This window comes from Planococcus salinus (assembly GCF_003719725.1).
Lineage (GTDB): Bacteria > Bacillota > Bacilli > Bacillales_A > Planococcaceae > Planococcus > Planococcus salinus.
In genome coordinates this window covers 19,207-42,096 of sequence record NZ_RIAX01000010.1, presented here as the reverse complement: position 1 = coordinate 42,096, position 22,890 = coordinate 19,207, and the positions used below count along the sequence as shown (strand labels likewise).

At 46.6% G+C, this 22,890-nt stretch carries 28 protein-coding genes and 1 other annotated feature; of the genes, 17 read left to right on the top strand and 11 right to left on the bottom strand.

Going from position 1 to position 22,890, the window contains the following annotated elements:
* Positions 1-109 precede the first annotated feature (109 nt).
* Both EEX84_RS12805 and EEX84_RS12800 read left to right on the top strand, forming a co-directional pair.
* Positions 110-649, top strand: a complete 540-nt coding sequence (locus tag EEX84_RS12805; RefSeq protein WP_123166048.1) for a TraR/DksA C4-type zinc finger protein — start codon at positions 110-112, stop codon at positions 647-649.
* 177 nt (positions 650-826) lie between these two features.
* Entirely contained in the window at positions 827-1,225 is a 399-nt protein-coding gene (locus tag EEX84_RS12800) for a thiol-disulfide oxidoreductase DCC family protein (protein ID WP_123166047.1), read from the top strand.
* Positions 1,226-1,274: 49 nt separating this feature from the next.
* On the opposite strand, the gene EEX84_RS12795 is transcribed toward EEX84_RS12800, so the two are convergent.
* Positions 1,275-2,486 (bottom strand): DUF3238 domain-containing protein, encoded by a 1,212-nt coding sequence (locus EEX84_RS12795; RefSeq protein WP_123166046.1) that lies wholly within the window; start codon positions 2,484-2,486, stop codon positions 1,275-1,277.
* 156 nt (positions 2,487-2,642) lie between these two features.
* Here EEX84_RS12795 and EEX84_RS12790 point away from each other — a divergent pair, with 156 nt between their 5' ends.
* Together EEX84_RS12790 and EEX84_RS12785 are read left to right on the top strand one after the other, a co-directional pair.
* Complete coding sequence (locus EEX84_RS12790; RefSeq protein ID WP_123166045.1) at positions 2,643-3,035, top strand: PH domain-containing protein; 393 nt, start codon at positions 2,643-2,645, stop codon at positions 3,033-3,035.
* 99 nt (positions 3,036-3,134) lie between these two features.
* Entirely contained in the window at positions 3,135-4,001 is an 867-nt protein-coding gene (locus EEX84_RS12785; RefSeq protein ID WP_123166044.1) for an STAS domain-containing protein, read from the top strand.
* A gap of 25 nt (positions 4,002-4,026) precedes the next feature.
* Here EEX84_RS12785 and EEX84_RS12780 read toward each other — a convergent pair whose 3' ends face one another.
* Positions 4,027-4,527, bottom strand: a complete 501-nt coding sequence (locus EEX84_RS12780) for a metallophosphoesterase family protein (protein ID WP_123166043.1) — start codon at positions 4,525-4,527, stop codon at positions 4,027-4,029.
* Between the two features lie 101 nt (positions 4,528-4,628).
* Here EEX84_RS12780 and EEX84_RS12775 point away from each other — a divergent pair, with 101 nt between their 5' ends.
* Positions 4,629-5,159, top strand: coding sequence for a dihydrofolate reductase family protein (locus tag EEX84_RS12775; protein ID WP_123166042.1), 531 nt, complete (start codon positions 4,629-4,631; stop codon positions 5,157-5,159).
* 87 nt (positions 5,160-5,246) lie between these two features.
* Here EEX84_RS12775 and EEX84_RS12770 read toward each other — a convergent pair whose 3' ends face one another.
* Positions 5,247-5,618 carry a PaaI family thioesterase gene (locus EEX84_RS12770; RefSeq protein ID WP_240033982.1) on the bottom strand — a complete coding sequence of 124 codons (372 nt, stop codon included), beginning with the start codon at positions 5,616-5,618 and terminating at the stop codon, positions 5,247-5,249.
* Between the two features lie 265 nt (positions 5,619-5,883).
* Here EEX84_RS12770 and EEX84_RS12765 point away from each other — a divergent pair, with 265 nt between their 5' ends.
* The 3 genes from EEX84_RS12765 (at position 5,884) to EEX84_RS12755 (ending at position 7,432) form a co-directional block, all read left to right on the top strand.
* The gene (locus tag EEX84_RS12765; RefSeq protein WP_240033981.1) at positions 5,884-6,513 is read left to right on the top strand and encodes a cell wall hydrolase; all 630 of its coding nucleotides are present in this window, start codon (positions 5,884-5,886) and stop codon (positions 6,511-6,513) included.
* A gap of 132 nt (positions 6,514-6,645) precedes the next feature.
* A complete protein-coding gene (locus EEX84_RS12760; protein ID WP_123166041.1) occupies positions 6,646-6,993 on the top strand; it encodes an ASCH domain-containing protein in 348 nt (115 codons plus the stop codon).
* A 7-nt stretch (positions 6,994-7,000) separates the two neighbouring features.
* Positions 7,001-7,432, top strand: coding sequence for a hypothetical protein (locus EEX84_RS12755; RefSeq protein ID WP_123166040.1), 432 nt, complete (start codon positions 7,001-7,003; stop codon positions 7,430-7,432).
* A gap of 60 nt (positions 7,433-7,492) precedes the next feature.
* Here EEX84_RS12755 and EEX84_RS12750 read toward each other — a convergent pair whose 3' ends face one another.
* From EEX84_RS12750 to EEX84_RS12740, 3 genes are all read right to left on the bottom strand, one after another.
* Entirely contained in the window at positions 7,493-8,302 is an 810-nt protein-coding gene (locus EEX84_RS12750) for a carbohydrate ABC transporter permease (RefSeq protein WP_240033980.1), read from the bottom strand.
* A 74-nt stretch (positions 8,303-8,376) separates the two neighbouring features.
* Complete coding sequence (locus EEX84_RS12745; protein ID WP_123166039.1) at positions 8,377-9,252, bottom strand: carbohydrate ABC transporter permease; 876 nt, start codon at positions 9,250-9,252, stop codon at positions 8,377-8,379.
* 4 nt (positions 9,253-9,256) lie between these two features.
* Positions 9,257-10,516: an ABC transporter substrate-binding protein gene (locus EEX84_RS12740; RefSeq protein ID WP_420812574.1), complete on the bottom strand. Its 1,260-nt coding sequence runs from the start codon at positions 10,514-10,516 to the stop codon at positions 9,257-9,259.
* Between the two features lie 220 nt (positions 10,517-10,736).
* Positions 10,737-10,947, top strand: a binding site (T-box leader).
* A 116-nt stretch (positions 10,948-11,063) separates the two neighbouring features.
* Here EEX84_RS12740 and trpE point away from each other — a divergent pair.
* Both trpE and EEX84_RS12730 read left to right on the top strand, forming a co-directional pair.
* Positions 11,064-12,404, top strand: a complete 1,341-nt coding sequence (gene trpE, locus EEX84_RS12735; RefSeq protein WP_123166038.1) for an anthranilate synthase component I — start codon at positions 11,064-11,066, stop codon at positions 12,402-12,404.
* Positions 12,401-12,991, top strand: coding sequence for an anthranilate synthase component II (locus EEX84_RS12730; RefSeq protein WP_123166037.1), 591 nt, complete (start codon positions 12,401-12,403; stop codon positions 12,989-12,991). Before trpE ends, EEX84_RS12730 begins: the two co-directional genes overlap by 4 nt.
* Positions 12,992-13,432: 441 nt before the next feature.
* On the opposite strand, the gene EEX84_RS12725 is transcribed toward EEX84_RS12730, so the two are convergent.
* The 3 genes from EEX84_RS12725 to EEX84_RS12715 form a co-directional block, all read right to left on the bottom strand.
* Positions 13,433-14,311, bottom strand: a complete 879-nt coding sequence (locus EEX84_RS12725; protein WP_123166036.1) for a dimethylarginine dimethylaminohydrolase family protein — start codon at positions 14,309-14,311, stop codon at positions 13,433-13,435.
* 159 nt (positions 14,312-14,470) lie between these two features.
* Positions 14,471-14,848 (bottom strand): nucleotide excision repair endonuclease, encoded by a 378-nt coding sequence (locus EEX84_RS12720; RefSeq protein ID WP_123166035.1) that lies wholly within the window; start codon positions 14,846-14,848, stop codon positions 14,471-14,473.
* Positions 14,849-14,928: 80 nt separating this feature from the next.
* Positions 14,929-15,576: an SDR family oxidoreductase gene (locus tag EEX84_RS12715; protein WP_123166034.1), complete on the bottom strand. Its 648-nt coding sequence runs from the start codon at positions 15,574-15,576 to the stop codon at positions 14,929-14,931.
* A gap of 166 nt (positions 15,577-15,742) precedes the next feature.
* Here EEX84_RS12715 and EEX84_RS12710 point away from each other — a divergent pair, with 166 nt between their 5' ends.
* On the top strand, positions 15,743-16,027 hold the full coding sequence (locus tag EEX84_RS12710; protein WP_123166033.1) for a DUF6509 family protein: 285 nt from the start codon (positions 15,743-15,745) through the stop codon (positions 16,025-16,027).
* Positions 16,028-16,070: 43 nt separating this feature from the next.
* On the opposite strand, the gene EEX84_RS12705 is transcribed toward EEX84_RS12710, so the two are convergent.
* Entirely contained in the window at positions 16,071-16,814 is a 744-nt protein-coding gene (locus tag EEX84_RS12705; protein ID WP_123166032.1) for a SurA N-terminal domain-containing protein, read from the bottom strand.
* A gap of 197 nt (positions 16,815-17,011) precedes the next feature.
* Between EEX84_RS12705 and hisC the strand changes: the two genes are divergently transcribed.
* The gene (gene hisC, locus EEX84_RS12700; RefSeq protein ID WP_123166031.1) at positions 17,012-18,121 is read left to right on the top strand and encodes a histidinol-phosphate transaminase; all 1,110 of its coding nucleotides are present in this window, start codon (positions 17,012-17,014) and stop codon (positions 18,119-18,121) included.
* Positions 18,122-18,270: 149 nt separating this feature from the next.
* Complete coding sequence (locus tag EEX84_RS12695) at positions 18,271-19,179, top strand: NAD(P)/FAD-dependent oxidoreductase (RefSeq protein WP_123166030.1); 909 nt, start codon at positions 18,271-18,273, stop codon at positions 19,177-19,179.
* A gap of 542 nt (positions 19,180-19,721) precedes the next feature.
* Here EEX84_RS12695 and EEX84_RS12690 read toward each other — a convergent pair.
* Positions 19,722-20,462, bottom strand: a complete 741-nt coding sequence (locus tag EEX84_RS12690; RefSeq protein WP_123166029.1) for a YwaF family protein — start codon at positions 20,460-20,462, stop codon at positions 19,722-19,724.
* Positions 20,463-20,593: 131 nt separating this feature from the next.
* On the opposite strand from EEX84_RS12690, the gene EEX84_RS12685 reads away from it, so the two are divergent.
* The 4 genes from EEX84_RS12685 to EEX84_RS12675 all read left to right on the top strand — a co-directional run bounded on the left by EEX84_RS12685 (position 20,594) and on the right by EEX84_RS12675 (position 22,850).
* The gene (locus EEX84_RS12685) at positions 20,594-21,823 is read left to right on the top strand and encodes a DUF3221 domain-containing protein (protein WP_123166028.1); all 1,230 of its coding nucleotides are present in this window, start codon (positions 20,594-20,596) and stop codon (positions 21,821-21,823) included.
* 115 nt (positions 21,824-21,938) lie between these two features.
* Positions 21,939-22,238 carry a hypothetical protein gene (locus tag EEX84_RS12680; protein WP_123166027.1) on the top strand — a complete coding sequence of 100 codons (300 nt, stop codon included), beginning with the start codon at positions 21,939-21,941 and terminating at the stop codon, positions 22,236-22,238.
* Positions 22,239-22,305: 67 nt separating this feature from the next.
* Positions 22,306-22,476 (top strand): hypothetical protein, encoded by a 171-nt coding sequence (locus EEX84_RS16630; protein ID WP_192892970.1) that lies wholly within the window; start codon positions 22,306-22,308, stop codon positions 22,474-22,476.
* 5 nt (positions 22,477-22,481) lie between these two features.
* Positions 22,482-22,850 carry a nuclear transport factor 2 family protein gene (locus EEX84_RS12675; protein WP_123166026.1) on the top strand — a complete coding sequence of 123 codons (369 nt, stop codon included), beginning with the start codon at positions 22,482-22,484 and terminating at the stop codon, positions 22,848-22,850.
* Positions 22,851-22,890: the final 40 nt, after the last annotated feature.

Genomic DNA, 22,890 nt, shown 5'->3' with positions numbered 1-22,890 from the left:
GGCATGAGTTGCCGTTCTCTGCAGCAGCAAACGCATATCGATTCCAGGTTTGATTTGTCCAAAAAAGGAAATATACAGAACAAGCAGGTTTTATTGAGGAGGAATCAGGATGACTGATGAACAACTGAAACAATTGAAAAATGAATTGGAGCAGCAATTGAGTTCTTTGGAAGAACGCGTGGAACATACCGAGGAATTCGATACAAACGAATTATCCAATTACGATAATCACCCAGCAGATAATGCGACGGACTTGTACGATCAGGAACGCGGCATGGCATTGACTCAATTCAAAGAAGATGAACTGGGAGATATCAAAGCTGCGCTTGCGGCTATAGAAGACGGTACCTACGGAAAATGTACAGTGTGCGGAAAAGAAATCCCCTTTGAGCGCTTAGAAGCCCTGCCGACAGCGCTTACCTGCATCGATCATGCCGATCAGGAAGTGGATCTGACGACGCGTCCCGGAGAAGAAGACATCCTGCGCGACTCGACGGATCAGCCGGTTGTAAAAGAAGACAAAACGTTGCGGGACGATCGGGACAGTTTTATGGACGTGGAAGATTACGGTTCATCAGACGGTCCTCAAGACCAGCCGGGAGACGACGAAGAAATGGAAGACTTTTATGAGGACGAAAAAGGAAGCTGACCCCTGGAGAAAACTGCACCCTGCTTGTTAATCAGGTTTGACAAGTACGGTGCAGTTTTTCAGGAAGAAGACGGCTATTTCCCGGGAAATAAAATACCTTGAAGCTGCTTTGTTTCAAGAAAGCGGAAAAAGGTTATTTAAACAAAATAAGGATTACTAGATAGAGGAGGAACGATTATGGAACATGCAATTGTGCTGTTTGATGGAGACTGTAATTTCTGCGACGCCAGCGTCCAGTTCATCATAAATCATGATCCGGCCGGCTATTATCAGTTTGCTTCGCTGCAAAGTGAGATAGGGGAAGAGCTTCGGAAAAAACATGAAATTCCGGATGATGTGGACAGTCTGGTGCTGATCCAGGATGGTAAAGCGTATGTAAAATCAGATGGCGCCATTCGGATTTCCCATCATTTGACGGGCTTGTGGAAACTGGCGTTTTATCTGAAGTCATTTCCTCGGCCACTTCGCGACGCCGTCTATGACACAGTGGCAAGGAACCGCTACAAAGTGTTTGGAAAGCTGGACAGCTGCATGCTGCCGCCACCACATATCCGCAAAAGATTCCTGGACAAATAAAAAGATCCGAAACAGTTGACTGTTTCGGGTCTTTTTGTATGCTTTTGCGTTATTCGAAATTTGAGATGCGCCAGTATTGCCGAGCGATGGGGCCGGCCATCCAGGCGAGTCCTTTGCTTTCTGCTTCGTGGATCATCTCCCATTCTTCACTTGCTCCGTCTTTCAAGTACACCTCATGATTCGGCGATTGATCATGGATGCCGGAAATATCGTACGTTCCATTGTGATAGAACACCGCCGATACTTCGTAACTGATATCCGGAGCTGTAGTGATGGGATTTCCGACTTTATGTGTATAAAAAACGGTAGCGGTTCTGTCGTTTTCTCTCACTTCTTCAAAATGAATTCCTTCGGTCGAAGCCACATCCGCTTTACGGAATTTCCTGCGCCAATTATAAGCGACACTGGTGCCGATATCTTTGTGGAATTCGCAGATTGCACTTTTGTCATTGAGCTCAATGGAAAATTCAACTTGCGTACGGTACCGCTTCGCTTCCGGATCAAATGACCGGTCATCACCTGAGAAATATCGGTTTGGTGAAAGCATGTTCGGGTTTTGAATTATGCGGTCGGGCAGAAAAGTCATGTATCGGAAATACCATTTTGAAAATTGAGGCCGATCCTGTGCCTGATGCCGATCCACCAGTAACCGGTCCAATCGGCCGATTTTCTTGGTCAGCCAAAAATCCTCCATGGCCGGTTCACTGCGGGAAGGGCGCCTGTTGAAGAGACCAAATAAACGGGCGGCGATGAATTTTTCTTCCCCGAAATTCTCTTCCGAATCCGGCAAAGGACGCTTGCAGCGGATCCAAAATGTATAGGATTGGTCCATGGGAACGTTGCGGTCGGTATATTGCGTTGCAGTGACGGTGTCAACGAGTTCTCCTTCCCGGTAAATCTCATATTCTTCGACTCCCTGGATTTCTCCCCACGCCAGTGATATTCTATTTTCCGACACAATGGCGGTGACGGTGATCGCCTGCAATCGATTTAAATGGTTATGTTCCTTATTTTCTGTGCCGGTCTGCATTTTTATGCGGTCAACCACTTTTTCTTCCTGATCAAGGCGTTCAATAGTATACGTATAGAATTCGCCTCTCTCCAGGTTTTCATCTTTGACTGCATTGTGAGTTCCGGTGTAAATGACTGTTTCGTCCCGGATCACACGGCAGGTATCGCCGGTTTTTGTCCATGTAAAGTATATGGCTGTATCGGATTGTTCCAATAAGTTAATGTCGAATGTATTGGTTGGCTGGCTCATCGGGTTCCCTCCTCAGTTCTTTTATAGAGCCATACCCTTTTTGTGATGTCCCTGAACCCGTTTTCCAAATTACTGAAATAATTGTTACGGAAACTAAATATTATCACAACATAATTACCTGTATAATAAAGACAAAGAGTAGAGGAGGTTTTCCTTATGACACATCCAGCCCGTCTGGCAGAGGATTTGAAAAAGAAGATGCCTCACTTCCCGTTTCGCTATTGGGTGTTTGGACTTTTCCATACCACACACATCGAAAACGTCAAAGGAGTGAAGGGGCTGTTGGCTGCAGCGGAGAATCGGTTGATTTTTTTCGCCAAAACTGCTGAAAAGGAAGACTTCTGTGTATCTGTCCATTACAACAAAATCGATTATATAGAAGCAAGAACTTCTGGAAACGCCAGTATCTCTTGTTTTTTGACAGACGGAAGCCAAATGGAAATGACGCTCATTTCCAGAGGGGACTACGAAAAGATGGCAGAATTTCTACATGAAAAATGTGGCGGTTCTTTAGAAAATAACTTTTCCAGAAAAGCTGATTCTCTATAGAATCGGCTTTTTTTGATAAATAATTGCAATATTTAGAATTTAATAGTATCTTTTATAGAAGAAAAGAGAACGGATACAGCGGTGGCGGGGGGATGTTGGATGAATTTAAAAGAACCGCAGAAAGCGAAGGGGTTCCGGGATTTCGCGGGAGCCGCCGAGCATATTCTGCAAATGATCGGCAAGCAGATGGATGTTCACACTTTATGGATTGCGCAGAATGAGGGGCAGGAAAACCGGCTGGTTCACGTCTATTGTGCAGCAGAAGAAACGACGATCGAAAAAGAGCTTTTGAAGGTTTTATGCAATTTAACGCTGCACTACAGTCACGACACATTGGTCATCCCGGATTTTTCAAATGCTCAACAAACACTTGCTTTGGACACGATGCCAGAGATTCAGGAAGGGGCGTTTATTGGAGTTCCGATCTATTATGGAAACAATGAAATTTTCGGGACCCTCTGCGGCTTGAACCGGCAATCGTTCAAGTTCACGGAAGAACATGTTCACCTGTTTGCGATGATGTCTTCCTTGTTGACCTACGTGCTGGAACTGGAAAAGGCGAACGAACAGATCGAATCATTATCAGCGCCGCTTGTGCCGGTGACAAAAGGTGTTTTTATCCTGCCGGTGATCGGGGAAATAACGGCTTCGCGCGCAAAGGCGATTATCAATCATGTACTGAACAAAAGTCAGGAAGATACAATGGAGTACCTGATCATTGATGTATCGGGCGTATCCCAGATTAACTCTGCCGTTGGGGAATACTTGTTGAAGCTGGTCAATATCCTGAAAGTTATCGGCATAACACCGGTGATTACCGGTATTCAGCCTTTTATGGCATTAAAGGTTCCGCATTTTGCAGCTGCCTTAAAAGGGGTGTTGATCGAAGCGAACCTTGAAACGGCATTAAAAAAGCTGGGATTTGTGCTGATACAGGAATGCAGTGAAAAACCGGGTCGCCAATGAACGGCAATCCGGTTTTTGGAAGTGTTCAATCTTCTTTGTCAAAAAACACATGCTTCAACTGCCATGTTTCGTCAATTTCAAGTATGCCAAATGAGTATTGATCCTGCCGCCGCTTGTCAGTTGGTGAACCGGGATTAAAGAGTGTGATTCCTTCTGCGTCCCGCATGACAGGGGTATGTGAATGTCCAAAAACGATAATATCCACATCCTCTTCCGCGAACGCTTCAAAAGCACGCTGCTCTGTCGTCTTCCGGGTGCCATCGCCATGGATGACGCCGATTTTCAAGTCACCGAAAGTGAATGTTTTCTTTTGCCCAAAGCGGTCCAGGATGTCCCAGGGATCCACATTTCCCGTCACACCATCTGTTTCAGCATAAGCGGATAGTTCATGGTACACATCCATGTGTTGCCAATCTCCGGCATGAATGATGAAGTCAGCCTTTTCGCATGCCTCTGTTAAAGCGCGAGGCAGTTTTTTTGCACGTGCGGGAATATGGGTATCGGACACAATCACAATTGTTTGCATATAATCCCTCCAGGAAATCTGTTTTCTTCACTTTATCAGAATAATAGAAAGAGGTCTAAATGCTTTGATCAGATGAATAAAGAAAGGAGCCGGAAACAGAAATGGACAGCAGCCGAAAAATAATCTGCTATATTGCTGCGAGTTTGGACGGGTACATTGCCACACCGGACGATTCTCTTGATTGGTTGATGAAGACGGAAGGGGAGGGCGACGCGGGTTATGCCGAATTTATGGAAACGATCGACACCATCATCTGTGGAAAGCGGACGTATGATTGGGTGGTGGAGAGGGAAGGAGAGTTTCCGTATAAGGAACAAACCTGTTATGTATTCACCCGTACTCCCGGAGAACCGGAAAGCCATGTTCGTTTTGTCAATGAAGACATTGCGTTGTTTGCGGACAAGTTGAAAAGACAGGACGGAGAAAATATCTGGCTGGTTGGAGGCAGCCAACTCCTGCATGAGTTTCTGAAGAGAAAATTGGTGGATGAGTTCATCATCTCCATTGCACCTGTAGTGATTGGCAAGGGCATTCCATTGTTTCAGGAGTTGGAATTTGAAATCGATTTCACGTTGAAAAGCGTCAAGCGGTATGGGCAGTTTGCACAAATGCATTATGAAGTGCAACAGTGATTGTTTTCAGGGAAATGGACGGTGAATCCCTGGACAGAAAGTGAGAGATTCGGAAGCTCCTGCTTCCGGGTCTTTTTTTATGCCCGGCTATTTATTGAACAGCACAGCCTTTGCTTTGGCGATCACGTGATCTTCATCGTCATAAATCAGGCAGTCGGCATGGATCAGGTTTTGCCCTTCCTTGACGGCAAACGCACGTGCGGTCAGCAAAGAAGAATTGCTGCTTTTGAGAAAAGTGACATTCAAGTCGACTGTCACCGCCTGTTGGCGCCCTTGTTCATCAGGTGCGACAGTATTGCACAACGCCACTTCGGCCAGTGTTGAAATGATGCCGCCGTGTATAAGTCCGCCGTTATCAACATAAAGTTCTTTGATCGGCAACTGCACTTTTACGCTGTTTTCGGTAGTGCGCTCATATTTCATTTCCAAAAATTCATCAAATGGCTGCTGGATAAACACAGACTTCCCTCCTAAACTGTCTCGTCCTTTAGTGTTTCTATTCGCTTTTAGCTGCTTGAAATCCTTTTTTGTTAAAATGCTGAATCTTTATACCTAATAAAAATACCAAAAGATCAGTGTATACCTATAATAAAAGGTTAAACCTTACTTTTATACTTTTATTTTTGGAAAATAAAGTAGGTCTGACGGATATAAATCTTATTATTCTAAATTTATACTGAAGAGAAGAATCAGAAATGGATTCTAAAGAGAAAGGAGAGGGAAGATGAATAGGACAAAAATGATGTTCTCAGGATTTTTATTGGGATTGGCAGTGGTATTCAGTTTTTTCTCAACTGAAGCGGAAGCGCATGCAGCTGATTTCCAAGTCGGTTCTACAGGGCAGGGAGTTACGGAATTGCAGTATACACTGCAAAAATTGGGGTATTTCGATGTTGCACCCACAGGCTATTATGGGCCTGTCACGAAGCAGGCAGTTTCCCGTTTCCAGCACGACTTTGGCGTTCCGTCTACCGGTTATACAGGCGAATTGACAAGAAATGCACTTGACCGGGCAGAGATGATGGCGCATGTGGTGCATGGGGAAGCGCGTGGAGAAAGTTTCGAAGGGCAAGTAGCGGTGGCGGCAGTCATCCTGAACCGCGTTCAATCACCCGAATTTCCCAATTCGACCTACCATGTGATTTTTCAACGAAACGCATTTACTGCAGTAAACGATGGCCAGTATGGGTTAACACCCAACGCTTCAGCTTACCGGGCAGTGAAAGAAGCGATGCGGGGCTGGGATCCTTCGTCGGGTGCCACGTATTATTACAACCCGGCTGGTGTAACGGATACCTGGATTTATACACGTTCCGTCATTAAGACAATCGGTAAGCATCATTTCGCGAAATAGCATTTAAACTGCCCCAAAAGCCGGAATGCGGTTTTTGGGGCAGTTTTTTGCTGAAAAGCCCCTATCAGCTGGCCACAGCGTTTATACTGGTACTGGTAGAGAAAACAAAACAAAAGGAAAGGCGGGATGTAATTGACAACACAGAACCAAAACGAACTGCCGCCCAAAACGTGCAGTATTGAAAAACTGGTGACAAATAAAAAAGATATTGAAAAAGTGCTGGCTGGCCAAAAGACAGCCACTCGCCGAAATGGACGCTACGCAGATATAGGCGAAATCATGGTGCTTGACGGCCGTAATTTTCAAGTGGATCGCGTGTATCAACAGGAACTTGGTGATTTAACCGATGAAGCGGCACGACAGGAGGGCTATGCGAGTGTGGAGGATTACAAACAATCCATCTTATCGTTCCATCCCGGAATGCCGTGGCTGCCCGAAATGAAAGTTTGGGTTCATGAGTTCAGCGCTGTAACTGAGTGACAATCGTATGTATACAGCCATTCTGTACGCACATATAATGAGCGCGGTTTTGTCGATCGGTCCATTTTTCGTCCTCGTTCCGATGGTCAAAAAGATGGCAATTGCAGAGGGTGCAGTTTTACGGACCCATATTGCCACATTCAAATCAGCGACGCGTCTGGTCAAGCATGCAGGCCATTTGCTTGTAACGACAGGTGTCCTGCTCATTTGGCAAAGTTCCTGGTCATGGACAGCGTCCTGGATCGTCTTGACGCTTGCTGTCATGCTGGGCTCCGTCTTTTTTCTGGCACGGGCGTTTACGCCTGTCTTGAGGAAATTCGACGACGTACAGGAAGACCAGTTGCAACTGGTCCGGAAATTGAATCGCTCGCTGTGGATCTACATTTTTCTGCTGATGCTGATGCTGTGGTTCATGGTCGACAAACCGATGCTTTGGTAATAAAAAAGGCTGCTGTTTCACTCATTAAGAGTCGAAACAGCAGCCTTTTTTTATTTTAATTTACCCCTTCACAGCCCCTGCTGTCATGCCTGCAACGAAGAAACGCTGCAGGAAGATGTAGGCGATGACCATCGGTGCCGAAGCAATGACGACACCAGTGAAAAGCATCGGGTAGTTGGTGGAATATTGGCCCTGGAATTCCAGAAGCGCAAGTGGCAACGTCTTATAGGCATTATCCGTGATGAATAACAGAGGATAAAGCAAATCGTTCCAATGCATAACAAAAAGAAAAATCGCCGTGGCCGATAAAGACGGCAGTGATAGCGGAATCACTATTTTCGTGAATATTTTCCAGTTTCCTGCGCCGTCAATTGTGGACGCTTCATACAGCTCTTTTGGCAAGGTCTTCATGAAGCCGGTCAATATGAAGACGGCAATCGGCAACGTCACGGCTATATTCACAAGGATCAAGCCGAGCAGGCTGTTTGTTAAGCCGAGGTTCAGCATCAATGAATACAACGGCACCATGCTGACTTGTGCAGGAACCATCATGCCGAGTGTGAACAAGCCGAAAATCACGTTGCCCAACCAGTTATTGAGGCGTGTAATGCCATAAGCAATCATCGAAGCGAAAAGCAGAGTGAACGTTACAGAAAACAGCGTGACAATGGTGCTGTTGACGAAATAACCGGCCATTGTCTGTTCTTCGAAAATGGAAACGTAATTGGTGAAATCAATACCGCCTTCAGGAAGGCCGAGCGGGTTTCTGAATGTTTCCTGTCTCGTCTTAATCGATGTCAGCACAACAACGATCATTGGAATGATGATGAGCAAAGCATATAGAAGTAAAGAAAACCTTCGAAAAAACACCCTTTTCCCTCCTTAGTTATTCCATGATTACCGTCAGTGGGGAGGAAGAACCCACTGAGTGAAGTTTCTGTCTGTCAATAAGAAATCCGGTCTGACCGCAATGCTTTGAATTGCAGATACGTAATAATCGCGATGATGACCATAAAAATGACGGAAATGGAACTGGCATAGCCAAATTGATAGCTTCTGAATGCGATATCAAAAATATAAGTGGCAATGATCTCTGTTGAATTATTGGGTCCGCCGCCCGTCATGGCAAAGACCAGATCGAACGCTTTGAACGATTGAATGGTCGTGTAGGCGACAACAATAGTGGCGGAAGGGGCAAGCAATGGCCACGTTACACGGCGAAAAGCCTGCCATTTATTGGCCCCTTCGATTTCAGCCACTTCGTAAAGTTCTTTCGGGATCGCCTGAAGTCCTGCCACAAAAATGATGAGCATCTGTCCGGCATGGAACCAAACCTGCGTGATGGCCAGGGAGTAGATGGCAATATCCGCGTTTCCGATCCAGTTTTGTGTCAGAAAATCCAGTCCCACCAATTGAAGCACCTGATTTAAGATACCGAGTGACGGGTCGTAAATGAATGTCCAGATAAAAGCGACCGATACAGACGAAAGAATGGTCGGAAAAAAATACAAGGCGCGCAATAATACATTGGTTTTGGTATTTTTAATTACAATCAAAGCGAATGCCAGTGCCAACAGGGTCTGTAAAATCACTACGACCAGCATAAACTTTAAATTGTTTCCGACTGTCTTCCGAAATATCGAATCTCCGGTAAAGGCCCGGCTGTAGTTGTCGAACCCGACAAATTGAAACGAAGCGCTCAACCCATCCCAATCGGTAAAGGAATAAAACAAAGCACTGACGGTGGGAACCAGAAAGAAAATCGCGTATAAAATGAAACCCGGTATAAAAAATAAATAAATCGTTTTTGAAGCTTTCATAACATCATTCCCTGTTTTCTTCTACAATTTGTTGAGCTTGTTCTGCAGCTGCCATCGGATCTTCTCCGCCCAATACGTTTTCAATGGAGCTGAGAACAGCTGCTTCTATTTGCGCATTGGTAATCAGGAATCTAGGCTGGAACCGGGTATTTCTTTCGTCGATCCAGTAAGACGTATTCTGAAGTGCTTCCGATTCGTACTCAACTCCATTAACCGTTAAGTGCTGCCCGGTTTCATTGGCGTATTTGGAAGCCACTTCAGGCTGGCTGAGGTAATCGATGAACATTTTGGCTTCTTCTTTTTTCTCTGAATTGCTGTTGACAGCCAGCATGAAAGTGGCTGTATGGATGCCCTCGTATTGTGCCTCTTCTTCTGGAACTGTAATCGGAGCCAGTAAATCAAGCTGCAAATCCGGGTTCAATTCCAAAAGTGATGCCATATGATAAGAGCCTGTTGCGAGCATGGCTGCTTCCTCGTTTGCTACCATTGCCATGGCAGAGTCCTGGTTTGTTCCCAGTGCATCAGCCTGAATATAGCCTCTTTCTTCAAGCAATTGGAAATCTTCCAATGTCTTGACCCACCACTCGTTGGTCAGTGATTCTTCACCGTTCTGCAGTTTCTCAAATACATCTTCATCAGGTGCGTTGTTCATCATCATGCTGTTCATGAATTGGTTCGGACCGATATCAGCCCCCGGAAAAGCGATGGGAGTTATGCCATTTTCAAGCAAGGTATCGGACATTTCCTGAAATTCAGTCCAGCTTTTTGGAACTTCCAATCCGAGTTCATCAAACATGCCTTTATTGTAAACCGGCATATTAAAAACGAGTTGGTAAGGAAGTGCGAATTGCTGACCGTCTTTTTGGCCAACCGTTATGGAACCTTCATCAAAATTGGAGACGAATTCTTCATCCGTCAGATCCTCAAAGAACCCTGCGCTGTGGATGGCTTCAAATTGAGCGCCGGGAAAAGAAGTGAAAACATCCCCGGTTGATCCATCCTGCAGCATCCGCTGTCCGGTTGCCTGGTATTGCTCAGAAGGATAGATGGTCATTTCGACGGTGATGTCAGGATTTTCTTCTTCAAATTGCGCAATGATTTCATCAAAGACATCTTTGTCTTCGCCCCGCCAGTGGATAAAGCTGATTTGAGTGGAATCGCCATTGTCGCTGCTTCCACTGTCATTGCTTTCGCCTGCACAACCTGCAAGCACCAGCAGCATGCCTAAGAGGCCCGCCCGTAAAAAATGAGTTTTTTTCAACATATTCATATCCTTCCTTTCTTTTTCTAATTTGACTCCCTACTACTAGTTATACAGTAAATTTGATAGTAAATACAGAATTATTGGATTACTGGGTACAATTAATAAATGTTTGACAAATCCGAATAAATTGCATAAGATAATGGCAACCTTTTTTGTACGGCAAATGGCAGAAGGTGCCGGCAGCGGCATCGCCCAAGTACAGTTGAGCTGAGCATAGCAGAGAAAATCGTCGAATAAGAAAAGTAGCGTATAGCAGCCTCTCAAAGAGAGCCAGTGGCAGGTGGAAACTGGCGGGGACCATGCGTGAATGGGCTTATGAGAGATTCCTTGAATCTGAGTAGAGGAATCCGTCTCTCCCGCGTTACTGGGAGTCAAGGGAAAGCTGTGCAAGCTTTAACATGAGGTGGTACCGCGGTCAATCCGTCCTCTGCAAGGAATTTCTTCCTTGCAGGGGACTTTTTTGTTTTTGCGGTGCGAACAAGCGTCAGCGGTTGTCGGGCCTGGACGATCGCCTGCGCTTTTCAAAATCGAGAGGAGATGAGCAGAGATGGAGATACGAAAAATTGACGGAGATGCATTAACGCCGATTGCGGTGTTTAACCGGTTGCAGGGAAGCCGTAAATGTTTGCTGGAAAGTTCATTGAAAACCACTCTTACCGGCCGTTATTCATTTATCGGAGCCAACCCTTCAAAAGCTTTTATCGGATTGGGCGAAACTTTGACTGAAGTGGATTTCAGGGAAGGAAAAGAAGTAAAGCATACCGGCAAGCCCTTGGACCTGATCAAGGAGCTGCTGCCCGTGCATGAAGCGACAGTGGAAGGCATTCCATTTACAGGAGGAGCCCTGGGATATGTCGGTTATGACGCAATCCAAGTATATGAGCCGATTGCTGCGCCGAAAAAAGACAGCCTTCAGATGCCGGATATCCACTTACATGTATATGAAACGATTGTGGTTTTTGACCATATGAAAAACGATGTAACGATTATTTCATTCGAGGGAAAACTCGATGAAGTGGAAGAGCAACTTCGGAAGCCGGAACCGGCAGCATCTGGAGAAGAGCCGAAAGCCCTCCGTTTCGAATCGAAAATGACCGATGCAGCGTTTCGGTCCCAGGTAGAAAAGGCGAAAGGCCATATTCGGAAAGGCGATGTGTTTCAATTGGTATTGTCACAGCGGCTTTCGGCTTCCTACCAAGGCGATGCTTTTACTTTGTACCGGAAATTACGCAAACAAAACCCTTCCCCTTACCAGTTTTACATCGACTTTGACGAGTATGCGGTAGTCGGGGCGTCACCGGAAAGTTTGTTGACCATCCGCGACGGGCATATGATCACCAATCCGATTGCCGGAACACGCAAGCGAGGAAAAACAGAGGCGGAAGATCAGGCGTTGGCTTCGGAATTGGCAGGTGACGAGAAAGAACGGGCTGAACATCAGATGCTGGTCGACTTGAGTCGCAATGATGTGGGACGTGTAGCAGAAATCGGGTCGGTTGCCATTCCCAAATACATGGTGATTGAGAAGTACCAGCATGTCATGCATCTCGTCTCGGAAGTGACAGGGGAATTGAACGGCAAAATGCACCCACTTGATGCCTTGGTGTCATGTCTTCCAGCCGGGACAGTGTCGGGGGCTCCAAAAGTCCGTGCCATGCAATTGATCCAGCAGTTTGAAGAAGACCGACGCGGCGTCTATGGCGGCGCCATTGGCTATTTTGGCTTTAACGGCAACCTGGACGTGGCTCTGGCTATCCGGACTTTTGTCGTCAAAGATCAATCTGTTCACGTCCAGGCCGGAGCGGGAATTGTCTTCGATTCCGATCCGCAGGCTGAATACGAAGAAACACTCCATAAAGCTCGTTCATTAACGGAGGTGTTCGGATGATTTTACTCATTGACCATTATGATTCGTTCACATATAACATCTACCAGGCGGTGGCTGAGTTGGGACATGAAGTGGAAGTCGTTCGCTATGGTGTCTTGACGGTCGATGAAATTATTGCGAAACGGCCGGAAGCCATTATTTTGTCGCCAGGGCCTGGCCATCCGGATGCTATTCCTGAATCAGTCGAGCTGGTTCGCTCGGTATATGATTCGATTCCGATTCTGGGCATTTGTTTGGGGCAACAGCTTTTAGGTGCTGCATTTGGTGGCCGTGTGGTTGAAGCGCCGATCATTCGCCACGGCAAAGTTTCACCCATCAAACATCAGAGCCGGGGGCTTTTTTCATACATGCCGCAGCCGTTGTCCGTGATGCGCTATCATTCTCTCGTGTTGGAGAAAGAGTCGCTGCCGCTTTGCCTGGATGTACATGCCACTGCGATGGACGACCGGACCATTATGGCAGTCAAGCACCGTGAATATCCCGTATACGGTCTGCAGTTCCATCCTGAGTCGATCGGCACACCAGATGGAGTGAAGTTGATGGAGACTTTTCTTTCAGAGGTGGGCAAAAAAGCAACCGTAAAATAATTTTCAAGTAAATAGTAAAGCACAAGCTGTGGTCATCTTGTGCTTTCAACTTGTTGAGAAACGGTCCAGCAACTCGATATTCCGCAAAACAGCTCCGCTTTCCTGCGGGCTTGCGCTGAACTAACTCGGGCTAGACGCCCGAGTGGATTTCAGCACTTCGCTATCCCGCTGGAGTCTCCGCTGTTTTGCTCCATATCTTTAGCAAAATTTCGTAAAACGAGAAAACTAATAATGCGTTAAGTTTTCTTGTGTTAGCTATCACACAATCAATAAGTGGTAATTGAATGAAGCGAAAAGCGACGAAGCTAGCGCAGCGATGCAGGAGCACCATTCTTTTCAGCGACGAGGAGACTGAAGCCATGTCCACGGAAAGCGTCCGCCTGGAGCGAAATGGAAAAGCTCGATGAAAGTTTCTCGACAGCCTGAAAGCACAAGCCATGGTCAGCTTGTGCTTTTTTCTTCGTTTTCTGCTCTGATCAAAGGTAATGTGCAGCAGCGGAAGGCGCCGCCGGATTTGATGATTTCGGAAAAATCCACTTCGATCAATTGAAAGCCGTGCGCTTTCAACTGCCGATTCACTTCTTTGTTCTGCGGCTGTGTGAAGACGCGACGTCCACCGATGGACAGGACGTTTGTTCCGAGTTGAAATTGCTCTTTCGGATTCACATCGATGAGGGTGTATCGTTCTTCCAGCATTTGAATCGTTTCTTCGGACAATGCATCCCTGAAAATAAGCGCTTCAGTGGGAGAAAGAATGTTAAACACACAATCCAAATGCAAGTATTTTTCATCAAATGAAACAGGGACCACTTGAAATTCGGGCAGTTTCTTCTTCAATTTCTCCACTGCATCTCCCGAAGTGCGGCTGCTGACGCCCACAAAGACCGTGTTCCGGTCCAACAGGACATCCCCACCTTCTATGTGGTGGTCTGTGAGTTGGTCGAAATCCAATTGTCTTTCATTCAGCCAGTTTTGGAGAACGGCTTCCTCTCCCTGTCGGACATCGGAAGCCATTTCGCCAACAAAGACGGTTCTTCCGACGGTAAAACCGATATCTCTTGTAAAGACCTGTTCAGGAAATTGCTTGGAAGGCTCCAGGACCTCTGTTTCGACACCTTGCTCGCTTAATGCACGGACAAACTCTTCATGTTGCCGGAATGCTTTTTGGCTGTCGATATTTTCATCTTTGTAGCGCTTTTGGACGGCATTGATGACGTCTTTTATTTCCATGAAAGTCGGCGGGCATAAAAGTACGCAATGAAGCGTGTCATATTCACTGTAGCAGCTGGCAGACGGTGTTTCTCTCGCAGATGACGACATAACATTTCCTCCAGTGTTGAATCGTTGTTTCTTAATGTTATTCCTGTTTCCAGCCATTTCAAAACCTGACAGCCGTGATGCTGCAAGTGGCTGTCCGCAGCTTGCGTGAGCCATTTTCCGGGACAAAAAAACGGACGCCATTTAGGCATCCGTTATCGCTCAGTCTTTGTAAAAGACTTTGTCTACATTGTATTTCGCTTTTTGCGTATTGATCAAATACGTTTCATAGATTTCACGTTCCATTGGGTCATCCACAATGGAGACCGTAATGCGGTGAACTTCTTCGCGATGGTTTTTCAAAGGCGAAACATTGTCCTCAAAATGTTTTTTTACACGCTGGCGCAGTTTGCGGGCTTTCCCGACAAACAGCAATTCGCCGCTGTGGTTGAAAAATTGAATGATGCCGCCTTTATCACGCGGGATTTCATGCAGGTCGATGAAACCGTACAGTGGTTTGATCACTGGCTCGTCTCCAGTGGTATCCTGTTTGCGCTGTGTGATTGTCACATCTGCCTTAGGGGGTTGAATATTAATCATAGTTATCACGTCCTCTATTATCGTATGGCTATCGTAACACAAAAGAAGGCGAAAATCTATTCGCCTTTTCTTCACTGTTGTTACAAAGAGCTTAACGCTTCGTCACAGGAATGATCGCCTTGCAGCAATTCAAATACCTTATGGGTAGTGTTCGGGCGTTCCAGAACACCCACCAGCACATGTGCGACATCAGCTCTTGGGATGGAACGGCCTTCCATCGAAGAAAATCCTTCTGCAGAAACTTCGACTTTGCCGGTTTTCTCTTCGTCGGTCAGAGCACCCGGCCGGACAATGGTGTAGTCCAGATTTGTCGATTGCAGCATGTCATCCGCTACACGCTTGGCGACCAGGTAAGGCTTGAAACTGTCGTCCGCTGCGTCGGGAGTAGGGGTTCCCATCGAACTTAGCTGAACAAAACGTTTCACGCCTTTTTCCTCTGCCAGCTTTGCTGCTTTCACAGCTCCCCATAAATCAATGGTCATCGTCTTGTCGGCACCGGTTGAACCTCCGGAACCGGCAGCGAAAATAACGGCCTCGGCGCCTTCGAAGGCATCGCTGAAGTCATTTTCCAGGTCACCAAGCACCACCTTGTCGGCTCCAAGTTCTTTCAACTTGTCCACTTGTTCTTCTTTGCGTACCATGGCGATTGCATTATGTGAGGAGTCAGCGAGTTCTTTGACCACTTTTTGGCCCACTTGTCCGTTTGCTCCGATTACTAATACATTCATTTGTTTTCCACTCCTTTAATAGTTCATCTATACAGTGTTCCCGGAAACAGGGGGCAGATAAACATGCCGGGAAATTTCCCATTGCCAACTGAAGAGATTATTATTTCCCGCTCTGGCTATCAAAATCGGGGAAGACAGGATAGAATGGAGAGATGGAGGTGTAACGATGGACATTACAAATTACAGCATGCACAAAATAAATGATCCTACTGGGATTATGATCGGTGACCGCTACGAATTTCTTTTGGATATTGAAGTGGATGAAGATGATGAATTGTACACGGCTACGGGTCTTGAAGTGCGCGTTATTTTAGCGGTTGACGAAAACGGGGCTCGTCTTGCCAGCTACAGCATCATTGACAAGCAATCAAGGGATGTTCTTGAGTTTGGACTGGAAGAAGAGGAAGAGGAAGAAGTGCTGGCTTTTTGCAAAGAAAAAGCAGGAAACTAAAAAGCATCCCCACCAGAAAATGGCGGGGATGCTTTATTTGTCATCAGATTTTTTCTTCAACATCAGCGGATTCACGTAGTTCTTCGATGCGCACCATCACTGCTTCTTGTTGTTTCTGCTCCTGCAATGACTGGCGGATGGTCGGCTCCATTTCCTCAAAAGAAGGTGCTTCTTCGGAAGCTGCCGCAAAACTGTCATACGCTTCCTGCACTTCCTCGTCAGTTACTTCTCCTGTTTCCACTTCTTCCGCTACATAGCTGTCATACATCATCTGTTCGCGAAGCTGCTTTCTGATGTCATCCATGGTGAAACCGGTTCTTGCCAACGCTTCATCCAATTCTTCCTCGGTTTCAAATTGCCCTTTTAATGCTTCCACTTGCTCGTCCACGGCGGCTTCTTCAGGCTCGTGGCCTTTTTCTGCCGCATCCTGCACAATCAGCGTGTTTCCAACAATTACTGTCAACGCCTGTGATTTTATCAACTCAGCGTTTTCTGAAGTCGTGACATCTTCTCCCGACTGCGAAAGTGACGTTTCGAGCTGGCGCGCCACGCTGTTATAGACTTTTCCGGATACATCTTCACCGTTTACCACAACGACTACTTCGTCTTCTGCCGGCAGTTCAAGCTGCGATGTCGGCTCTTCAGGTGTTTCTGTGGTTTCTTCTGTCGCTTCTTCCGTTTCCGGGGTTGTTCCTTCGTCCGTTGTCGCTTCTTCGTTATCTGAACACGCCCCTAAGATGAACAATAAAAGGAAAGGCGTTAATGTCAGTTTCATTTTCTTAATCATGCAAAATCTCCTCTTTATTATGTCTCGTTACAGTAAAGCATATTTGAGAACGCGATACAAATAAAAAAGCACGCTGTTAAAATAATAAGGCAATTCTGTATAATCGTCTGAAAGTCGATGGTGTTCCATCGTATTTATGATAAAATTAAATGATTATACACTGTATACATAAAAATCGATATTTTGGAGGAATCAACATGACAAGCACAAATTCGATCAGAGCACGCAAAACATTGGATAATATCCAGCCTTATTCACCCGGCAAACCAATTTGGGAGGTCCAGAAAGAGCTGGGCCTTGAACGCGTCATTAAACTGGCTTCAAACGAAAACCCACTGGGGCCTTCGCCAAAAGCGGTGGCAGCCATCCAGAATGGTTTGACGGAGTTAAACCGCTATCCTGATGCAGACGCCAGTGTCTTAAAAGAAGCAATCTCATCAAAGTACAACGTTACCCCGAAGAATGTCATCACGACCAATGGGGCAGACGAATTGATCACATTGATCTCGGAAGCGTTTCTTGAGCAGGGCGATGAAATTGTGGTCCCGTCACCGTCATTCAGCGAGTACGATTTCGGCGCCCATATTATGGGCGCGTCGGTTGTGCAGGTGCCTTTTGGCGAAGGATTTCGCTATGACGTCGATCGGCTGATTGAAGCGGTGACGGAAAAAACAAAGATCATTTATATCTGCTCACCGAACAACCCGACGGGCACCCATATTCCGAAGCAGGACGTGGAAAAATTGTTGAATGCGGTCAGCGATGTCCTGGTTGTGTTCGACGGAGCTTACAGCCAATATGCGGATGCGGCTGATTATACAGATGGCATGGAATTCGTCAAAGCCGGCTACCCGATTGTGGCGCTTCAGACATTCTCGAAAATTTACGGCATCGCCGGTGTACGCGTCGGTTTTGGGGTGGCACCGGAATCCATCATCCAATCGATCCTGAAAGTAAAAGAGCCGTTCAATGTCAATGCCCTGGCTCAAACAGCGGCAGCAGCCGCCATCACGGATACGGAGCATGTCAATGCGTCCTACGAAACCAACAAATCCGGGCGAGAACTGTTTTACAGGAAGTTTGATGAAATGGGCTTGAATTACACGGAAAGTCTGGCTAATTTTGTCCTTGTTCAGCTCGGCCCGGACGGGGAAAAGCTTTACCAGGAGCTCATGGCCAGTGGCATCATTGTCCGTTACGGAAAAACATGGGGCTTGCCGGAGCACGTGCGCGTCTCGGTCGGCACGCCGGAAGAAAACGAATTCTTCATTGAAGTACTGTCAAAGTTAATGGCCAAACAGGCTTAATCGGTAAACACAAGCTGCGTCTGTCAATCAGATGCAGCTTTTTTTGCTGCTTATCAAAAGGATATAATTTTGACAAACCCGCAATTGTTTATGAAGCGGGGGAAGCGGGAAGATTTGGGGTAAATCGATTTTAAAGGAATGGTTGATCAATGATCTATGATTGCGCGATTATCGGAGGAGGACCCGCTGGATTGAACGCTGCATTGGTTCTTGGAAGGTCGAGAAGAAATACCGTGCTGTTTGATGACGATCAAGGCCGCAATCTGGTGGTGCGGGAAAGCCATGGGTTTATTACGCGCGACGGCATTCACCCGGAAGAACTCAAGCGTCTGGCGCGTGAAGATATTGCCAAATACGATTCAGTGAAAATCAAAAAGAAAAGAATCGTCAACGTTAATCGGATAACGGAAACGCATTATGAATTGACGACGGACGAAGGCGAGACGTTTCACAGTATAAAAATCATTATCGCTGTAGGGTTGAAGGAGGAGCTGCCGAATATTCCGGATATCGAGAAGTTTTATGGTACGAGTTTATTCAGCTGTCCCTATTGTGATGGATGGGAATTGCAGGATCGTCCACTCGCTGTCATTGCAGATAAAATGGTCTTCCGGCTGGCCAAAGAAGTGTATACATGGAGCCGTGATCTGGTCGTCTTTACAAATGGCGAAGGCCGCTTGGAAGAAGAGGAAAAAGCGAAGCTTCAGGCAAAGGGCATTGTGGTGCGTGAAGAACTGATTGATGGCCTGGAAGGAGAAAATGGAGAATTACGCAGTGTGAGACTTGAAGATGGTACTCTTATTGACCGTACAGGAGGGTTTGTGACGCCGCTGTGGAGCCACGCCGCTGATTTTGCGAAAGAACTGGGCTGCAAGCAAAACGAACATGGTGGCATCCTGACTGATGAATATGGACGGACGAACGTCTGGAACGTTTACGCGGCAGGCGATGCCTCGCTCATCGTCCCTGCACAGCTGGTCATCGCGGCAGGGGAAGGAAGCGCGGCAGCCATCGGCGTCAATGGGGATTTGACGAACGAATACTTTGATTCTGAATGAAGAAAAAGACTATCAGGTTGATAGTCTTTTTTCCAGCTTGTTGAGAATCAGTTCAGTAACTCGATATTCCGCAAAACAGCTTCGCTTTCCAGCGGGCTTGCGCTGAACTAACTCGGGCTGGGTGCCCGAGTGGATTTCAGCACTTCGCTATCCCGCAGGAGTCTTCGCTGTTTTACTCCATATCTTAAATAAAGTTTCATAAACAAGAAATTAATGGAGATGTCACGATTTCTTATTTCGACCGCTTCAATCAGGACTGGGAACTGAATGAAGCGGAAGGTGGCTCAGGGCAAACATATGCTCCTGCACCACTCCGCTGCTTCGTCGCCAAGGGATTGACCGAATTGCTTTCGGCCAATACCTTTCCTGCGGGAGCAGTGACGGAGCAAAGCGACGGAGCGACATGAGCAGAAGACCCCGCATCGATGCAGGAGCACCGTTCTTTTCAGCGACGAGGAGACTGAAGCCATGCCCGCGGAAAGCGTCCGCTTGGAGCGAAATGGAAAAGCTCGGTGATAACTTCTCTACAACCCCTAAAAAGACTATCGTTTGGATAGTCTTTTTTCAGGTTTAACAACCAACTGTCTCCACAGGAAGCACTGGCCAAGAAAAAGAAAGAGGGCTGTCAATCCGAGGTTCAGGTAATACCAGATTCCGTCACCGAAAAAATCCAACGGAGTGGCGGCAGCGGGTGTTTGTGTGAGATAGAGGTAGTTGGCACCGCTCCAAGGATTGATGAAAAAGCCGATTACCAGGGCATAGGCCACCAGCAGGGAGTAAACGAAAAAAACAGAGCGGAAAGTGATGGCAGCGGGCTTTACAAATGCCAGGAATAGGCAGGCCCACGGAATCGCTGTATGATGGATAAAAAATTTCCAAAAGCGGTAATGGTGATAGTCATGAGGCAAATCCGGTGTCACCAGAGCCAGGAAGGCAGGAACAATGCCGATGAAAAAAGAGATTTGTATCCATGTTTTATGCAAAGTCAGCAGGCCGATCAAGGCAGTTATGGATGCGATGCCGCATAAGTGGAGCGGCACATGCCCACTGAAACTCCAAATTCCGTGGATGGATGCCCAGGTTTGGTAGGAAAGCTCTGATAGAAGGAGCAACGAAAACAAGGTCCACCGAACCCATTGGAAAGCACGTTCTTTTGCAAGCCATCGCTTTCTTGTCACGGACAGCAAAATAAGCCCTCCAGCTGCAATGGCAAGCATGACGAGGTGGCTGGTGGAAAAGAGTTGAAAATCATGTGGTGAACCAGGACCGAACCAATTCTCCATACGGAACCTCTTTTCTTAGTGTGTCTATTTCGCTTTTTTATCCTTACCAGACGCTAATCTTTAGAAGATTGTAACATTTTGAAAGTTCTTCCGTCTAATTGTTCATAACAGTTTTGAGGGAGGTGCCATCGATGAAAAAGAAGCTCATGGCTATAGGGATGATTTTTCTTCTTACAGCATGTGGAACGTCGGTGAATAAGATAAATGACGATGAAATCGACCAAACTGCTGATGCTGAAGAAGAGGCAAAAGTCGTCAGTGGACGGGAAATCATCGCTTCTCTTGAACAAACGACAGACGATACAGTGATACGCGATGAAAAAGCAGAGGCAATCAAAGAAACGACTGAATTTAAAGAAGGTTACATGGGAGAACCGACGGACGAGCTGGCAGAAGATCTGGCCGTTCAGCAAATTGAAGGCCTTGCCGCAACCGAAGCGATTGAACAGGTTTATGGCGGCTATGAAGGAGTCAATCAAGCCGGAGTCATCTTCTATGAGAACCAGTCTTCAGGTGCTGAACAATCAGGATTCTGGTTCGGTGTAAAAGAACCGGATGAGCGGCTTGACACCATGTTGACGATTCTTCAGGAACAAGTGGACACCGGAAAAATTCTTGCTGAACCGATCTATATTTACCAAAGCCCGCATACGGAAGCGGATAACCGTGCGTTGATGGATCAGGCAGCAAAGCCGCTGAAAGAAATGGCAGAAGCGCATCACAATCCGGATGCTGTAAGCTACAGCATCTCGGCTGATACCATTACCGGTGCCCTTGAAATTGGCCATAACTTCCTGACAGAAGAGCAACAGGAACAATTGGTCCAAACTTTTCCGGAGCATGAAGTGGTGATTGAACAGCAGGGAACAATGGTGCCGCTTCCGGGAGAGCCCGACGTCGTCTATCCGGATCCGGAAACAGTGAACGAACCTTCTGCTGAAGGATATTATTTAGTAAGCGTTGAAGAAGACGGCATGCTGGCCGTGGCAGCAAAGTCCCAGGATTTCAGTTCAACCGGTGGTGTAAGCAAGCATTTTTCCGCCATTAATTTTGCTTTCCAAAACGCGGCTGAAAAATTGGACGTCGGACAGCGTGTATTGATCGAAGCCTCAGGGCCCATCGCAGAATCGTACCCTGGCCAAGGAAGAGCCAGCTTTGTGGAAGTGTTGCCGGCTTACCAACCGGAAGGCGCCGATCTTATCGAAACACAAGTTGTCCAGCGGGCCCTTGAAACAGCCAAGCAAAAATCCAATTGGGTGACCGCCATTAGCTCGCTTGAATTTAATGAAGACACAGACCAATGGGTGGTAGGAATTTTCCAGGAAGATGAAGAGTACGAAGTGGAAATTGAAGACAAATAGCATTTCTGGCAATGGGCAACTCACGGGTTGTCCATTTTTTCCGGTCCGCATTGTTTGCTTGTGGAGGGGCGGATGCGATAGAATTCACTCAATAGAAGAACGGGAGGAAACCGGTATGGACCAAACAAACTTATTGTCCTCACTGACGTACATTGACACGGTAAGGTCCATTGAGGCCGGAGAGATGAAAATTATCAAAAATGAACACGATCTTCATTTATACGAAGATACGCTCATTGCCTCCACTAAAAAATACAACATCTCCAATGTGTGGGACATCTCTTACAAATCTTTTTCGGAAGATGCAAATTTGCTTTACTTGCACACCCACACAGGTGTAGTGACATATAAAGTGTATACAGATCCGGACCATTTTGTAACGACATTCAAAAAATTGAAAAACGTGAATTACTGAAGAAGATGGGCAGGTCCCGTCTTCTTTTTCACTATGATAGAGTTTAAAGGAAAAGGGAGCGGGATATATGGGAAATGAGTTCGCTGTTGGCTGGGGAACGTTATCATTGATCAATGCCGGGATTGCGCAAGGGAAAAACAGGAGTGGCCTCAACTGGTTTTTGTTGTCACTCCTGCTCGGTCCGGTCGCTACATTCTTACTCGTCATTTTTGACAAATTGCCAGACGAAAGGAGCTAGGTAGAATGAGTAAAGTCATCGAAACAGCTGATCTTTGGACGGAAAAAGTCAATGCCAAAGACGTCAAAGGGGTATTGGCCGTCTCAGATTCTAATATTGAAATGGTCGGACCGCGGGGAACAGCGGCTGGCCATGAGACGTTGACACAATGGGTGGAGGATTCAGGGCTTCACCTGACTACGGTCACGCGTTTTGCAAAAGCTGACACGGTGGTCTACGAGCAGCAGGGTACCTGGGAAAACCAGGACGGCCAAGTGACCGTTTATACAGTCATGGAAGTGGAGAATGGCAAAGTGACAAGAGTCTCACGTTACGACACGCTTGACGAGGCGTTTGGCACAAGCGGATTGAGTGAAGAAGATCGTGTGGAATAACGGAAAAGGCCGGCCCGAAATTTTCGGGCCGGCCTTTTTA